This is a genomic window from Micromonospora sp. LA-10 (assembly GCF_051853095.1).
GTDB classification, from domain to species: domain Bacteria; phylum Actinomycetota; class Actinomycetes; order Mycobacteriales; family Micromonosporaceae; genus Micromonospora; species Micromonospora echinospora_A.
Genome location: NZ_CP195710.1, coordinates 3840663 through 3857074, shown reverse-complemented (window position 1 = coordinate 3857074; position 16412 = coordinate 3840663). Strand labels below are relative to the sequence as shown.

Below are 16412 nucleotides of genomic sequence, written 5' to 3'. Positions count from 1 at the left end.
CGCTACGCGGAGGCTCGGGCGGCCTTGCCGTCCAGCCACAGCGTGTCGCTGTCGTCGCGGTGCGAACCCGTGGAACCGACGTGCTTGGCGCTGATCGTCGGCCCGTTCCTGATCACGTGGACCAGAGCCATCGCGTGTCCCCGGCCGAGGCCGTACTCGTCCTTGAGCCAGCCCACGATCACGCCGGCCTTGACGTCGGCCGCGTCGTAGCCACGCTCTCTGGCCTGGTCGACCAGGACTCGCGGGGTCTTGCCGGTCTTGTCCTCGATCGCGTCGAGGTACGCCTGGAAGGACATCCGCTCAACCCTTCGTCCGGGAGGTGGTGACAACCTCCACCCTCCCGGGGCGGGGCGGTGCCGATCAACGACGGACCGGGCCACCGTCGTTGCCTCCAGGACAACGATCGCCGCCGGGCGAGACGCCGGAGAGCCCGGCCCGCGTGGTCGCGGGCCGGGCTCTCCGGATCTTCGGGTACGCGCTCAGCGCTGCAGCGTGAGCAGCCCGGGACGGTACGGCAGGAGGCCGTAGTCGCCGCCGGAGTTGGGGGAACGACCCTGGTAGAGCAGTTGGAGGTTGCAGGGGTCGACGGTGAAGGTCTGGTCCGCGGTGGTACGGATCAGTTCGCCGTGGCTGATGTCGTTGGTCCAGGTCGCGCCGCTGTTGGCCTTACCCGCGAACGGGTTGGACTCGGTGGCCGCCTGCGGCGTCCACGAACCGTTCAGGCTGGTGGCGGTGAAGGACCGGAAGTAGCGGCCCTGCGAGCCGATGGCCTCGACGATCATCAGGTAGCGGGTCTGACCCTGCAGCTTGTAGACCTGCACGGCCTCGAACAGGTTGTTCGTCGTGTCGCTCATGATGGTGGTGTAGTTCGAGCCGAAGCTGCCCGGGAAGTTGCCCAGAGGCATGCTGGAGCGGTAGATCTTGCCGTTGTCACCGGCGAAGAACAGGTACATGTTCTGGTCGTCGGCGATCAGCGTCTGGTCGATCGGGCCGGTGCCGGAGCCGGAGATGCTGCCGGTGAACAGCGGCTGCGCCGACGACCACCCGTTCGGGTTCGTCGGATTCGTCGAGGTCCGGTACGAGAACGCGGTCGGCCCCCACTGGTAGGCCAGCACCCAGATGTTGCGCGGCGCGAAGTAGAACAACGTCGGCGCCACAGTCCCCGACGACATCGCGTTCTGCGACGCCGAAGCCATCTGCGACCAGTTGGAGAACAGGCCGAAGTTCATCGACCCCCACGACGACCCGGTGTCGTGCGTGGTGGCGTAGACCAGGTGCTGCCCGTTGTAGGGCACGACTGTGAAGTCCTTCAGCGACACCCAGCCCGAGCGCGGCTGCGCCAGCGCGCCGGTCGAGGACCAGCGGTATGTCGACGGCAGGTTGCACGTGCCACCCGGGGGCGGAGTGGTGGGCGGCGCCGTGGTGGGGTTGCCACCGCCGCCGTCGACGCGGACGAGCTGCCACTGCTGGTTGGCGCCGTTCCAGTCGTCGTACTGGACGATGTTTCCGCCGTCGGCGGTCGAGGCGCCCTGCACCTCCACCACCTTGTTGCTGTTGCGGTTGATCAGGCGGATGTACCCGCTGTCGGAGTCGGCCAGCCGGAACTGCTGGTTGGTCCCGTTGGTGTCGGACCACTGCACGATGCTGCCGCCGTTTGCGGTCGACCAGTTGTAGACGTCGAGCACCTTGCCGGACAGCCGGGACTTCAGCCGGTAGTAGCCGCCGCCGGAGTCGACGAACTGCCACTGCTGCTGGTTGCCGTTGTTGCGCGACCACTGCACGATTCGCGCGCCGTCGTTCGTGGCCAGGTTGTAGACGTCGAGCGCCTTGCCGCTGTTGCGGTTGACCAGGACGTACCAGGCACTCGTGTCGACGCTCGCGGCGGCGGCGGGCGCGGACACGATCGCCACGGCGCCGGCGCCGACGAGGAGCGCCGCGGCGCCTGTCGCGACGACTCGCGGCAGCCATCCGCGCCGTCGTGGCGGCGACACCGTCGATGGGGATCTACCAAAAGCAAACATGTTCCTCCCTCAGATCACATTTGTGAGCGCTAACAATTAGCGCTGGCGCACTGACCCCACACCCGGCCTGCCACCCGGCCACCCGCGCCCGCTCGGCGACCCGTCGCTCCCGCCGCGCTGTGCCATCGACTGTGAGCGATAACACGCCGTTCGTCAAGTCGTAACAGTCGATGGATGGCGGGCCCGAGGTCCACCGAGGCCATGTCGGCTTGGCGACCCAGCACTACCGACGCCCGCATCGCGGTCCGACAGTGCACACGGCTGGAGGGTGGTGGGGGAGTTGGGGCAGCCGGCGAACGAATCCGTCATGATCCGGGACTGGTTCAGCGTGCCGCGGGTGTCCGCCGAGGACCGGGCCGCGGTCTTCGGCGCACGCACCCAGGACCCGCGGGTGGAGTTCGTCGCGCTGACCGTCAAGTACTGGATGGACGCCCACGCCACCCGGTCGATGACCCGCGACCGGGTCCTGACCGCGATGAGCGGCCGCATCACCGCCGACAACGTCTGGGACCTGGTCGCGATGCTCGCGAAACTGCGGCTGGCCGAGGCGTTCTTCGACCTGGCCGCCTCGGACGTCGACACCGACGGCGCGTTCCGCCGCCACCTGCTCGGCCTCGACCCCGCGCTGCTCGACGCGATGCGGCACTACGCGGCCTGGAACGGGATCAACCCGAAGCTGTTCCTCGACGGGTTCGCGGTAGGCGTCGGGGAATCAGTCGCGACAGTGGTGGTCGACCTCGGCAAGCTCGTGCAGTTGATCGGCCGTCTCCAGCAGGAACAGTTCACCACGCTCATCGTGCTGACAGTCGACCCCCGCGCCGGTGTGCAGCGCATCGCCGACCAGGCCACAGTCGTACGCCAGGCGCTGGCCGGCATCGTGGCCGCGCTGGACCCGGCAACCGTCCCAGAGCGGCTGCTGGCGCTGTGGCGCGGCTGGGCGGCCGAGTTCGCCCGGCACCTGGAGAACCTCGACCCGTTCGCCGCCGGCCGGCTGCTCGGGCGCGTCGCCGGCGACCTGTATCAGGTGCTCACCGGTCTGGTGCACCTCGCCCGGCTGCTCGGCGGCGTCGCGGTGCGCGCCGCCGTCCGGTACGTGCCGCTGCTGCTCGCGGGCGCCCGGGAGGCGCGCCTGCTGACCGCTCAGATGGCCGCGCTGCTGGTGGCGATCGGCCGGGCCGCGATTGCCGCCACGCCCCGGGTGGGGCTGGCCGTCCTGCGCACGCTCTTCCCGCCGAAGGTGCTCGACGCGCTGTTCCGGCAGGGCCGGTTGCTGCTCGCCGACGCCGAACTGACGCTGACCGTGTTCAACCAGGCGGCGCACGCCGAGGCGTTCGCGGGCGCCGGGGCGGGCACCCGGCTCGGCGCGCTGGTCAGCCTCGACGGCCGGCCCGTGCTGATGGCGAGCATGTCCGAGACGGTGTCCTCGGCCGGCCGGGCGGCGACCCGCGCCGAACTGAACGAGGCGCTGGACGAGATCATCAAGCGGATCGATGACCTGCGCGAGCTGAAAGCGCCGAAGACACCCCGGGACATCCAGGCCGCCGTCGTGCGCGCGGCCATCGCCCGGCAATTGGAGCAGCGGCTGACCACCGCGTTCAACCGGGCGCTCCAGACCGCCGCGTACGAGGAGTTCCGCGCGCTGCGCAAAGCCGGGCAGGCGCAGCCGTGGCGGCTCGGCCAGCAGGTGCACCGGCGGATGGCCGCCGAGGTCGCCCAGCTCGTCGGCCGGTCACCGGGACTGGAGGCGTTCGCGGAGAAGTCGCTGGCGACGGTGGTCGAGGCAGTCCGCGCGGCCCACCCCGAGCTGGCGCCCGCGCTGCGCGGCTCCGAGGCGGTGCTGCGCCAGACGATCGCCCAGATGCTGCTCGGCCACCCGGACCGGGACCTGCTGCTGCGCCTCGTCGGGTTCACCGGCAACCCGGCCGCGGCCGGGGCGGAGAAGGCCCTCGCCGGCCACCTCGCCGAGCGGTTCCGGTGGAAGGCGTCCACCACCGTCGGGGACCTCCGCTCCGACCTGCTGCTCGTCGACCCCGAGGCGGCCCGCGTCACGAACGTCGACTGGACCTCCTCGACGAAGCTGGAGCGCTTCGAGAAGACCTGGGGAACGGTCGCCGACGACCTCGGCGAGACGTTCGACGGTCGCTGGGAGGCGATCGCGGAGGCGTACCAGCGGGCCGCCAAGGGTGGGGTGCCGGCGGAGGTCGTCGCCGGTCTCGAAGAGCTGACCGCGCACGCCGTACGCGAGACGGTCGTCCGGCAGGCCGCCCTCAGCCAGCTGTTCCCCGGGTTCTTCGTCACCTCGCACGAGATGACGTACCAGGGGCTGCACTCCCTGTTCAAAATGCCGCTGTAGAGGAGCACCGATGGGCAGAGTCGTCGTCGCCGACGCCGATCCGGCGACGCTTGGTTTCAGCACCGCGCATTCCGACCGGTACGTCTACTCCAACTACTTCGTACCGGTCCGGCTCACGTTCGGCGGTGGCGAGACGCCCATCCTGCCGTTCTACGTCAAGCAGGCGCTGATCGAGGCGATCCGCTACGGCGGGCTGGACGGCGACCGGCTGCCCCACCTGCTCAAGCAACTCGGCATATACGACCTGTGGAAGGCGAACGAGATGGACGCCGCCACCGAGGCGCTGCCCGGCACCGACTCGGGCATGTCGTACCGGGAGCCGCCGGCGCGACGCCAGACGCTCCTCGGCGACCAGCAGGCGGAGTTCCTCGCCGGGCTGCTCCAGTCCGACGTGGGCATCGCGTTCCTCGACCGCACCCGGATCCGGCCGGTGGGCTTCGCGCTCGGCGAGCACGTCTACGCGCTGGCGCTCGCCCCGGGTGAGGAGGCGGTGCTGGAGCAGCGCACCTACACCAAGCGCGAGCTGACCCTGGAGGAGCAGAACGAGTCAGAACAGCAGACCGACGTCGAGCTGACCAGCGCGCTCACCACGGAACTCCAGGAGGGCTTCGAGCGGCAGAAGTCGCTCACCGACACCTGGGGGCTCAACGCGAGCCACACCGGCCAGTACACCAGCCCGACCGGCATCTGGGGCACCTTCAACGCCAGCCACACGATCGGCTTCGCCAGCAGCGTCACCGCGGCGAGCCAGGAGACGAGCCGACGCGCGGTCAAGGACAGCCGGACCGCCACCTCGAAGGTCGCCGCCCGCTACCGCACCCAGCACAAGACCGACTTCAAGCTCGTCACCGAGACGGGTACGGAGTCGTCCTCGAAGCGCACCGTCCGCAACCCGAACCGGGCCACGCCGATCACGCTGCACTACTTCAAGGTGCTGCAACGGCTGGAGCTGGCCCACGAGCGGTACGGCGCACGGGTCTGCTGGGCCCCCACTGTCAAGGACCCGGCGCTCGCCTTCGCCCAGAAGATCACCGGCGGGCGGCAGCGGATCCGCGACAAGGCGGTCGCCGCGCTGCCCCCGATGCCGGTGAAGCCGGAGCGCCCGCCGCGTGGCGCGCCCGCCGCCGTGGAGACGCGCGTCGTGTACTCCGCCGTTGTCACGCTCGACAAGTGGGGATTCACCGGCGACATGAGCGCCGACTACGACATCGACGTCGCCCTCGACGCCGGCTGGGAGTGGGACGGCAACGTCGACACGATCCGGCAGAACCTCAACCTGATCACCCGCCGCCCGCCGACCGCCATCGCGGCCCAGGTCGTCGGGGTGCCGGTGGTGACGGAGGCGGACGGCCGACCGGTCCTGCGCGTCCGCATCCACGTGGGCGCGGCCAGCTGGCTGGGCGGTCCCGGCGCGCAGGCGCAGATCGCGGCCGGGTTCCGGCGTACCCCGACAGTGGTGGACCAGACCACCGACGACGCCGCGTACAACGCGCTGGTCGCCGGCTACCTGACCGATCTTCAGGAGTGGCAGGACCGGCGCGACGCGGCGCTGGCGGCGGCGGAGACGGCCGGGGACGAGTTCGAGGCGCGGCTGCGGGCCGGCTTCTCGCCGGTCAACGAGATGGTCTCGCAGATCGTGGAGGCGCACTTCCCGGCCAGCGTGCGGGACGAGGCGTGGGAGATCGACTTCTGGCACCGGGTCTTCGACTGGGAGCGCGCGTCGTTCGTGTCGTACCCCGGGTGGTGGTCCGGCGGTGACGCCCGCGCCCCTGAGCGCGACCCCGGCGACTTCGTCAACGCGAGCTGGGCGAAGCTCTACCTGCCGGTGCGGGCCGGCATGGAGCTGACCGCACTGCGGTGGATCTTCGGCAAGGTGGTGGCGACCGGCCTCGCGCCGCAGGTGGAGCACGAGCTGAAGACGTTCGTGGACGAGCTGACGGCATACCGGACCGACCGGCTCGGCACCGGCGACGAGATGCCGGAGCTGACCACCGAGTGCCAGGACGTGCCGGAGCGGGTGTACTGCCTGGCGAAGTGGACCGAGCTGATGCCCACCGACGGCACCCACCTGGAGGTGGTGCAGGGCACCACCACGGCGGCCGACGCGGTGACCGCCAAGGAGATCAGCGACGCTGAGGCGCTACGGGCGGCGCTGCTCGACGGCGAGGTGCAGACCAACCGGCTGCGGACCAGGGCGTACGACCAGATGACCGAGCCGGCCGACGTCGACATCCGCCTCGGTACGCCGTCCGGGAGCGGCTTAGCCGTCTGAGGCAGGGTTCGTCCACCCGAACCCGCGGCTGACCAGGGAGCGGGTGGACGATTTCTGCAAAAATCTGGACTTTAGATTCATGCCGGATGGGCAAAAAGGGGCATAAGATTGGTACCCCACGGTTGCTCCCCCGACGACGACGCCGGTCGGGGAACCGTCCAAAAAGAACCGTCTTCCCACCGGCGGGTCGATTCCGCCGGACCTGAAGAACCTCTATTTTGAGCCGTCGCTTGCTGTGTCCGCCGCGCGCGAACACGAAAACCTAAGGATACTCATGACAACGGCGCAGGTCTTCTCCTCGTACATCAGCCGGTCAGACATGCCTCAAGATGAGCCACCGGTGTCGCTGGGCAGGATTCGCACGGAGCCGCTCGACCGGCTCTCCGCCGCGGACATCTCCCCCATCGTGCGCCGGGTGATGACGGCACACCTCGATCAGAGCAAGGTTCCGGCGGCCAAGTTCGCGTCGTTCATCTGATCCGCGATGGCCCCCGGGCCCGCCCGCGCGGCGCTCACCGAGTTCGTCCTCAAGGTGCACGCCAGGTGTGACCTGGCGTGCGACCACTGCTACGTCTACGAACACGCCGACCAGAGCTGGCGCCGCCGCCCGGTACGGATGACGCCGGACGTGCTCCGGGCCGCGGCCGGACGGATCGCCGAGCACGCGGCGGCCCACGGGCTGCCGGACGTCACTGTCGTCCTGCACGGCGGGGAACCGCTGCTGCTCGGCGTCGAGCGGCTGGGCGAGGTGCTCGCCGAGCTGCGGCGCGTCATCGGCCCGGTCACCAGGCTCCGGCTCGGCATGCAGACCAACGGGGTGCTGCTCTCCGAGCGCTTCTGCGACCTGCTCGCCGAACACGACGTCGCGGTCGGTGTCTCGCTCGACGGCGACCGGGCCGCGAACGACCTCCACCGGCGCTTCCGCTCCGGCGCCAGCAGCTACGACCAGGTGCTGCGTGCGCTCGCCCTGCTGCGCCGCCCGGCGTACCGGCGAATCTGGTCCGGCCTGCTCTGCACCGTGGACGTGCGCAGCGACCCGGTCGCCGTGTACGAGGCGCTGCTCGCCCAGGAACCGCCCCGGATCGACTTCCTGCTCCCGCACGCCACCTGGGACAACCCGCCGTGGCGGCCGGCCGCCGGGGACACCGCGTACGCCCGCTGGCTGCGCGCCGTCCACGACCGCTGGCGCGCGGACGGCCGCCCGGTCCCGGTGCGCCTGTTCGACTCGCTCCTGTCCATCGCCCGCGGCGGACCCAGCGGCACCGAGTGGCTGGGCCTCGACCCGGTCGACCTGGCCGTGATCGAGACGGACGGCGAATGGGAGCAGGCGGACTCGCTCAAGACCGCGTACGACGGCGCGCCGGCTACCGGCATGACCGTCTTCACGCACGCGGCCGACGACGTGGCGGCCAATCCGCTGCTGGCCCGCCGCCGCTCCGGCCGGGCCGGTCTCAGCGACGAGTGCCGGCGGTGCCCGGTGGTCGACCAGTGCGGCGGCGGACTCTTCGCCCACCGGTACGGCGCCGGGCACTTCGACCATCCGAGTGTCTACTGCGCCGATCTGAAAGAGCTGATCGTGCATGTGAACGAGAACCCACCGGAACCCGTCCGGCTCGATGCCGGCCTGCCCGACGACTTCATCGACCGCCTCGCGGCGCTGACCGGCGACCGGGTCGCCATCGGCCGGCTCGTGGAGGCACAGATCGCCATCGTCCGCGCGCTGCTCGCCGAGGTGGCCGACCGCCTGCCGGCTGGCGGCGCCGGAGCCGACGGCTGGGCCGCGCTGACCGCGCTCGACCGGAGCGCGCCGGAATCAGTGGCCCGGATCGCGGCGCACCCGTACGTGCGGGCGTGGGCTGTCGACTGCCTCGCCGGCACCGGCACCGGCGCCCGCCAGGGGCCGGACTACCTGAGCGCGATCGCCGCCGCCGCCGCGCTCGACGCCGGCGCCCCGGTACGCCTCGCCGTGCCGGTCCGAGGCGGCCGCCTGCACCTGCCGACGGTGGGCACCGTCCTGCTGCCCGAGGTGGCCGACGGCACCGCGCGGGTGGAGACCGGCCCGGACTCGCTGCGGGTGACCGCCAGCGACGTGACGGTGGCGGTGACTCCGGGCGCGGCGGGCGGACCCCGCTGGTGGCCGACCCGCCGTCTCGTCGCGCCGGACGTGTCGGTGCTGCTGGAGGACGGCGACCCGCACCGCGACTGCCACCGGCTACCCGCCGGTGACCGGGTCGACGACGCGGGCGCCGCGCGCTGGGCCGCCACGTTCGCGGCCGCGTGGCAGGTGATCCGGGACGAGGTGCCGGGCCACGCCGAGGAACTGCGTACCGGGCTGCGGGCCGTGGTGCCGTTGCGGCGCAGCGGCGACGGCGTCAGCGAGGCGTCCACCGCCCGGCAGGCGTTCGGCGGTGTCGCTGCCACGGAGACCGACGCCGGGTCGCTGGCGGTGCTGCTCGTGCACGAGTTCCAGCACAGCAAGATGAACGCGCTGCTGGACGTCTGCGACCTGGTCGACGGCACCCGGCCGACCGACATCACTGTGGGCTGGCGGCCCGACCCGCGTCCGGCGGAGGCCGTCCTGCACGGCATCTACGCGCACGCGGCGGTGGCCGACATCTGGCGCGTCCGGGCGGACCGCCAGGTCGACGGCGCGCAGGCGGTCTACCGGCAGTACCGGGACTGGACGGCTGAGGCGATCGGCGCGTTGCAACGGGCGGACGCGCTCACCCCGGCCGGCTCACGGCTGGTCCGGCAGGTGGCCCGCTCGATGTCCGGGTGGCCGTCGTGACCACCGCTGTCCCGCCCGCGCACCAGGTCGGCACGCTCGCCGCCGACCTGCGGGCGCTCGGGCTCGGCCCCGGTGACGTGGTGCTCGTGCACTGCTCCCTTCGTGCCCTCGGACCGGTGGCCGGTGGGCCGGCCACGCTGGCCGACGCGCTGCGGGCCGCCGTCGGGCCGGCGGGCACCGTCGTGGTTCCGGCGCAGACCCCCGACAACTCGGTGAGCAGCCCCGCGTACCAGGCCGCGACCGCCGGGATGACTGCTGACGAACGCCGGGCGTACGAGGACACGATGCCCGGCTTCGATCCGGCCGTCACGCCGTCGTTCGGCGTGGGCGCGTTCGCCGAGCACGTGCGCCGCCTGCCCGGGGCGGTACGCAGCCCGCACCCGCAGACGTCGTTCAGCGCCTGGGGGCCGCGCGCGGAGGAGCTGATGCGCGTCCACGACCTGGACTCGCATCTCGGCGAGCGCTCCCCCCTGGCCGCGCTGGAGGCCGCCGGGGCCTGGACCCTGCTGCTCGGTGTCGGCTATTCGACATGCACCGCGTTGCACCTCGCCGAGTACCGGCTGCGCCGCCCGCCACGGCGTCGTCCGTACCGCTGTTTCGTGGTGCGGGACGGCCGGCGGGAACGGCTCGACTTCGAGGCGCCGCACCTCGACGCGAGCCCGTTCGCCGAGGTCGGAGTGGAACTCGACCGGGAACCGTCCACCCGGCGCGGCACGGTCGGGAACGCCCCGGCCCGGCTGCTGCCGATAGCCGCGGCGGTACGCGCCACAGTCGCGTGGATGGACGCCCACATCGGACGGTGAGGGCCTGGCAACCCGAGCGCAACCTCTCTACCCTGATCGATACCCACCTCATCGTGTCGACTGAGGAGCAGCGCGTGATCATTGCCGGTTGGGGGTCGAACGCACTTTCCGGCGAACGGTCGTGCCGTCGTGACCCCTGAGCGGCCCGCGCTGCCGGGCCCGCCCTACTTCTTCCTCAGCTACGTCCCCCCACCGACGCACAACGACCGCACCCCGGGCGACCACTGGGTCCGCCGCTTCTACCACGATCTCAACCTGGCGATCGACGGCCGGCCCGGCGACCGGGTCCGCCGGCAGGGTTTCGCCGACTTCATGGTGCGGCCGCCGGACGACCGGACGGAACGAAAACGCACCGCGCTCGCCGAGGCCGAGGTGTTCGTGCCGTTGTACTCACCGGACTACCTCAACCGGGACGACGCGCGCCGGGAACGGGAGTGGTTCCGGCAACGGCTGATCCGGGCCGGCCGCCCCCCGGACGGCGACAACATCCTCCCGGTCCTGTGGATCCCGTCGCCCGCCGCCGTGCACGCGCCGGACCAGGCCCGGGCCGTGGCGATGGCCGCCGACGTGGACGCGTACGCCGCGAACGGCATGAGCGCGCTCTGCCGGCTGCAGAAGTTCCAGCACGCCTACAAGGAGGTGCTGGGCCGGCTCGCCCAGCACATCGTGGACACCGCCGAGCAGGCGCCGCTGCAACCGGCCGAGCCGCCGACCGGCCCGACCGACCTGCCGTCGTTCCCGACCAGCGAGGTGCCGTTCCGGGCGGTGGTGATCGCGCCCGAGCAGCCGGCCGACCCGGGTCGGCTCAACGGGCGGTCCGACACGCACGCCGGGCGGTGGCGCCCGTTCCGCGACCGGCCGCCGGTGGTCGACGACGTGACCGACGCGGTGCAGCGGCTACGGATGCCGATCGACGTCCGCGACTTCGTACCGGAGGCCGGGCTGTTCCGGGGCTGCCCGGGCATCCTCATGATCGATCCTCGGGTGGTCGAGACGCCGGACGGTGCGGAGGCCGTCCGCGCGGCCGTCGCCTCGCTGCACCGCTGGGTGGGCGTCGTGGTGATCATCGAGGACCCGCCGCCCGGTCGCCGCTCCCACACGGCGGTGCTGCTCGACCGGGCCATCGAGATCTTCCCCACCACCGCGAGCCCACTCGCGATCACCACGTACGACGACTGGCGGGCCGGGATCCACGGCCTGGTCGACCGGATGCGGCGCCGCTACCTGGAGGCGAGACCGGCCTATTCGCCGCCCGGACGGCCGATCAGCAAACCCCGGCTCTGGGACAACCAGCCCCCCGACGATGGAGTGGACACATGACCCGACGTGAGGGACAGGTCGTCACCTTCTACTCCTACAAGGGCGGCACCGGCCGGACGATGGCGCTGGCGAACGTCGCCTGGATCCTCGCCGCCAACGGCAAGCGGGTGCTCGCCGTCGACTGGGACCTGGAGTCCCCCGGCCTGTCGCGCTTCTTCGCGCCGTTCATCGACCGGGACGCGCTGGAGAGCACCGGCGGGGTGATCGACCTGATCCGCGAGTACGAGTGGGCGACCACCACCAAGCAGGACAAGGGCGACGACCGCTGGCACGAGCAGTACGCCCGCGTGCACAAGTACTCGTTCTCGCTGAACTGGTCCAACTTCCCCGGTGACGGCACGCTCGACTTCCTCGGCGCCGGCCAGCAGAACAACGACTACGCGGGTGCGCTCGCCGGGATGAACTGGGACGAGTTCTACGAGCGGCAGGGCGGCGGCTACTTCTTCGACGCGCTGCGCGCCGACATGAAACGCAACTACGACTACGTGCTCATCGACAGCCGCACCGGGTTCTCCGACGTCGCCGACATCTGCACCATCCAGCTGCCGGACGTGCTCGTCACCTGCTTCACCCTCAGCGAGCAGGGCATCACCGGCGCCGCAAAGGTGGCCCGGCTGGTCGAGCACCGGTACGGGTCGCGGCGGATCCGGGTGCTGCCGGTGCCGATGCGGATCGACCCGGCGGAGAAGGTCAAGGCGGACACCGGGCGGGCGGTGGCGCGGCAGCGCTTCAGCGGACTGCCCAGCGGCATGAGCGAGGCCGACCGGGACCGGTACTGGGCCCGGATGCAGGTGCCCTACCAGGCGTTCTACGCGTACGAGGAACTGCTCGCCACGTTCGCCGACCAGCCAGGCGTCAACGGGTCGCTGCTGTCCGCGTACGAGGCGCTGGCCCGGGAGATCACCCGGGGCGAGGTGGAGTCGCTGCCGCCGATGAGCAGCGCGGTACGCGAGCGGGTCAACGCCCGGTTCACCCGTACCTCCACATCGGTGGAGAGCGAGATCGTGCTCCGGCACGCCCCGTACGACCGGGTGTGGGCGGAGTGGATCGGGCACCTGCTCGTCTCGGCCGACGTCCGGGTGGCCGACCCGTGGTTCGCCGACGACGAGGCGCCCCGGACGGCCCGGGAACTGATTATCGTCTCCGAGGCCAACGCCACCGAGGAGGCGGTGCTCGCCGCGCCGGACCGCTCGCCCGACCAGGTACCGCTCGTCGTCTACGTGGCCGACGTGCGGCGCCTGGCGAACGTGCCGGCCGCGCACACCGTCTCGGTGGCCGGGCTGGAGGCCCGGACCGCCGCCGCGCGGATCCTGCGCCTGGTCGGCCGGGAGGGGGTGCCCGCCGATCTGGAACTGCCGACCGGTCCCCGGTTCCCCGGCCGGGACAACACGGTCTTCGAGGTACCGGGCCGCAACAAGCGCTTCACCGGCCGCGAGGCGGACCTGCGCGAGCTGCGGACGCTGCTGCGCAGCAGCCCGAAGGTGGTGCTCTCCGGCACCGGCCCGGTGGCGTTGCAGGGCATGGGCGGCATCGGCAAGAGCCAGCTCGCGCTGGAGTACGCCCACCGCTACCGCGCCGCGTACGACATGGTGTGGTGGATCGACGCCGACCAGGTGCCGTTCATCGAGTCGGCCATCGGCGACCTCGCGCCCTACCTGGGCGTGCCGTCGTCGGAGTCGAACCGGGAGAACGCCCGGCTGGTGCTCCAGGCGCTGCGCCGCACCGACCTCCGGTGGCTGATGATCATGGACAATGCGGACGAGATCGATGGCGTCCTGCCGTACGTGCCGGACGGCAAGGGCCACGTCCTGATCACGTCCCGGAACCTGCAGTGGGTCGAGCGGGCCACCACGGTCCAGGTCGACGTGTTCAAGCGCGCGGAGAGCATCCAGCACCTCACCGAGCGGGTGCCGAACATGCGCGTCGACCAGGCCGACCGGATCGCCGCGCTGCTCGGCGACCTGCCGATCGCTGTCACCGCCGCCGCGGCATGGCTGGCCGACACCGGCCACTCGGTCGACAGCTACCTCACCGAGATCGCCAAGTTCGGGCCGGGCGCGGTGATGGAGCCGAACAGCAACGTCTCGGTGGAGGCCACCTGGGAGCTGTCGCTCAACCACCTGCGGACCCGCAACCCGGCGGCCTACCGGGTGCTGCAACTCTGCTCGGTGTTCGCGCCGGAGATCTCCGCCGACCTGGTCTACAGCGACGAGTTCGCCGAGGCGCTCGTGCCGTTCCACCCGCAGGCCAAGGAACGGCTGGTCCGCCAGCAACTGGTGCAGCAGGCCAACCGGCTCGCGCTGGTCCGGGTCGACCTGCGGGCCGAGAGCCCGTCCGGCGGGGACCGGGGCCGCGGTGGGCTGGTGCTCATGCACCGCCTGCTCCAGCACGCCGTCCGGTCCCGGATGACCGAGGAGGAACTCGACGAGGCGCGCCGACAGGTCCACCTGGTGCTCGCCGCCGCCCGGCCCCAGGGCGAGGTGGACGACCCCGAGGGCTGGCCCCGGTTCCGGGTCATCTGGCCACACCTGGAGGCGTCGAAGGCGCCGCTGAGCCGCCGGGTCGAGGTACGGGCCCTGATGATCGACCGGGTTCGCTACCTCCAGTTGCGCGGCGACCTGGAGACCGGCCGGCGGCTCGGTGAGGAGGTCGCGCAGACCTGGGAGCAGATGCTCGCCGAGGAGACCGACGCGCGGGCGCGCGACGACCTGCGCCGGCAGTTGCTGCACCTGCAGTTCAACCTCGCAAACATCCTGTCCTACCTCGGGCAGTTCCAGAAGTCCCGAGCGCTGGACGAGGAGGTCCTCGCGGCGCAGCGGGAACTGCTCGGCGAGGACCACCCGCACACGTTGATGACGGCCGGCGGGCTGGCCCGCGACCTGCGAGGCATGGGCAAGTACAACGAGGCGCTGCGCCTGGACGAGATCACGTTCAACGCGTGGAAGCGCAACTTCACCGAGGAGCACCCGCGTACCCTGGCCGCGCTGAACAACCTCGCCACCACCCAGCGCCTGATGGGCGACTTCCGGGAGGCGCGCAAGAACGACGAGATGGTGCTGGCCGGGCGCCGCGCGATCCTCGGCGAGAACCACCCGGACGCGCTCGCCTCGTCCGCGTACATCGGCATCGACATGCGCGACGCGGGCGACTTCGAGCAGTCGGTCACCCGCCTGCGCAGCGTCCACCGGGATCTGCTGCACACGGCCGGTCCCGAACACCTCATCACGCTGCGGACGCAGACGAACCTGGCGGTGTCGCTGCGCGCGGCCGGGCACGCGGTCGAGGCGGGCAAGCTCCTCGAAGCCGCGTACGAGCTGCTGAACGAGCGGTTCGGGCCGGACAACCCGGAGACGCTGACCTGCCGGCTGAGCCTGTCGATCAACCTGCTCACCGTGGACCTGTTCCAGCGCGCCAGCCGCGAACTCACCGAGGTGCACCGCGTCTACCAGCGCAACCTCGGCCCGGCGCACCCGCTGACGCTGGTCTGCATGGTCAACCTCGCCATGGTGGCCCGCCGCGCCGGAGACTTCGCCGAGGCGCGGCAGCTCGCCGCCCGGTCCGCCGACGCGCTCGCCGGCGTGCTGGGCAGCGAACACCCGTACCCGCTCTCCGGCTGGATGAACCAGGGCATCTGCATCGCCGAACAGCCCGACCCGCCGGAAGGCCGGGAGGCCGCGGACCGGGAGGCGCTGAGTCTGCTGCGGCGCGCTCACGACGGCCTGGTCCGGACCCTCGGCCGCGAGCACACGAACACGCTGCGCTGCCGGGCGAATCTAGTGGTGATGCAGGAGCGAATGGAGAGCGGCCGGCGCGCGGAGCTGGAGGCGGTTACCCGCGAACTGACCTACCGGCTGGGCGAGAACCACCCGGCGGTCGAGGCCGTCCGGGAGAGCCGGTTGCAGCGGCGCATCATCGACCCGCATCCGATCTGACACCGGCCCGCTCCACCGGGTCGGCCAGCCAGGCGAGGATCTCCGGCAGCACCTCGACCGCGCCGAAGTGCGCGCTGCGCGGCTGGACGTGCAACTGCGCGCCGGGGATCTGCTCGGCCAGCCACCGGGTGTGGCTGGCCGGGGCGAAGTTGTCGTCGGCGCCGTGCCAGAGTCGGACCGGCATCCGGATGTCCGCGAGCGTGACGCCCCAGTCGGCGCGCAGCGCCAGCACGTCGTCGATCCAGCCGTCCGGGCCCTGGCGCAGCGCCTCGGCGTAGGCGTCGGTGAGCTGCCGGCGGATCGGCACCCCGGCCACCACCCGCCGGTCGGCCGCGGTCATCTGCTCGACCAGCAGCGCGAGCAGCGAGCCCGGGTCGTCCATCGTGCGCTCGGCCCGCAGCCGCAACTGCTCGGCGAGCACCGGCACAGCGCGCTCGGCGGCGCCGTAGTCCCGCACGTTGGCATCGGTCATGCCGCCGAACCAGTCCAGCCCGGCCGCGCCCGCCGGGGCGAGGCCGACCAGGACGGCGGTGCGCCGTACCCGCTCGGGCAGCAGCGCGGCGCAGGCCAGGGCGTGCGGGCCGCCGCCGGACCGGCCGACCACCGAGAACCCGTCCAGGCCCAGGTCGTCGGCGATGGCCGCGACGTCGGCGGCGGCGTCGGCGATGCGGCGGCCGGGCAGGCGGCTGGAGCCGCCGTAGCCCGGCCGGTCGTAGGAGATCAGGCGTACGCCGAGGCGGTGCAGCACGATCGAGCGGGGTCGTGGACCGTTGCGGCTGCCCGGCGTGCCGTGCATCAGGAACACCGGCCAGCCGCGTTCCGCCCCGGCGATGTCTACCGCCAGGCTTCTCCTTCCCGTTCGGACGATGTGCTCGCGATGCGAGGGCGAATGTGCCAATCGGGGCCTCCGAACGGGTGGTGGC

At 71.8% G+C, this 16412-nt stretch carries 10 protein-coding genes; 7 read left to right on the top strand and 3 right to left on the bottom strand.

What is annotated here, in order from left to right:
- Nucleotides 1-2: 2 nt before the first annotated feature.
- Nucleotides 3-296, bottom strand: a complete 294-nt coding sequence (locus tag ACSDG8_RS18245) for a DUF4287 domain-containing protein (RefSeq protein WP_210895439.1) — start codon at nt 294-296, stop codon at nt 3-5.
- A gap of 183 nt (nt 297-479) precedes the next feature.
- A complete protein-coding gene (locus ACSDG8_RS18240; protein ID WP_210895438.1) occupies nt 480-2021 on the bottom strand; it encodes a non-reducing end alpha-L-arabinofuranosidase family hydrolase in 1542 nt (513 codons plus the stop codon).
- A gap of 307 nt (nt 2022-2328) precedes the next feature.
- Between ACSDG8_RS18240 and ACSDG8_RS18235 the strand changes: the two genes are divergently transcribed.
- The 7 genes from ACSDG8_RS18235 (at nt 2329) to fxsT (ending at nt 15489) form a co-directional block, all read left to right on the top strand.
- Entirely contained in the window at nt 2329-4374 is a 2046-nt protein-coding gene (locus tag ACSDG8_RS18235; RefSeq protein WP_247678764.1) for a hypothetical protein, read from the top strand.
- Between the two features lie 10 nt (nt 4375-4384).
- A complete protein-coding gene (locus ACSDG8_RS18230) occupies nt 4385-6646 on the top strand; it encodes a hypothetical protein (RefSeq protein WP_439427088.1) in 2262 nt (753 codons plus the stop codon).
- A 274-nt stretch (nt 6647-6920) separates the two neighbouring features.
- The gene (locus tag ACSDG8_RS18225) at nt 6921-7124 is read left to right on the top strand and encodes a hypothetical protein (RefSeq protein ID WP_210895491.1); all 204 of its coding nucleotides are present in this window, start codon (nt 6921-6923) and stop codon (nt 7122-7124) included.
- A 6-nt stretch (nt 7125-7130) separates the two neighbouring features.
- Nucleotides 7131-9434 carry an FxsB family cyclophane-forming radical SAM/SPASM peptide maturase gene (locus ACSDG8_RS18220; protein WP_210895436.1) on the top strand — a complete coding sequence of 768 codons (2304 nt, stop codon included), beginning with the start codon at nt 7131-7133 and terminating at the stop codon, nt 9432-9434.
- Entirely contained in the window at nt 9431-10237 is an 807-nt protein-coding gene (locus tag ACSDG8_RS18215) for an aminoglycoside N(3)-acetyltransferase (protein WP_210895435.1), read from the top strand. The genes ACSDG8_RS18220 and ACSDG8_RS18215 overlap by 4 nt, the downstream gene beginning before the upstream one ends.
- 129 nt (nt 10238-10366) lie before the next feature.
- The gene (locus ACSDG8_RS18210) at nt 10367-11557 is read left to right on the top strand and encodes a TIR-like protein FxsC (RefSeq protein WP_210895434.1); all 1191 of its coding nucleotides are present in this window, start codon (nt 10367-10369) and stop codon (nt 11555-11557) included.
- The gene (gene fxsT / locus ACSDG8_RS18205) at nt 11554-15489 is read left to right on the top strand and encodes an FxSxx-COOH system tetratricopeptide repeat protein (RefSeq protein ID WP_210895433.1); all 3936 of its coding nucleotides are present in this window, start codon (nt 11554-11556) and stop codon (nt 15487-15489) included. Before ACSDG8_RS18210 ends, fxsT begins: the two co-directional genes overlap by 4 nt.
- Here the strand turns inward: fxsT and ACSDG8_RS18200 are convergent.
- Entirely contained in the window at nt 15467-16387 is a 921-nt protein-coding gene (locus ACSDG8_RS18200) for an alpha/beta fold hydrolase (protein WP_210895432.1), read from the bottom strand. The genes fxsT and ACSDG8_RS18200 overlap by 23 nt on opposite strands.
- Nucleotides 16388-16412: the final 25 nt, after the last annotated feature.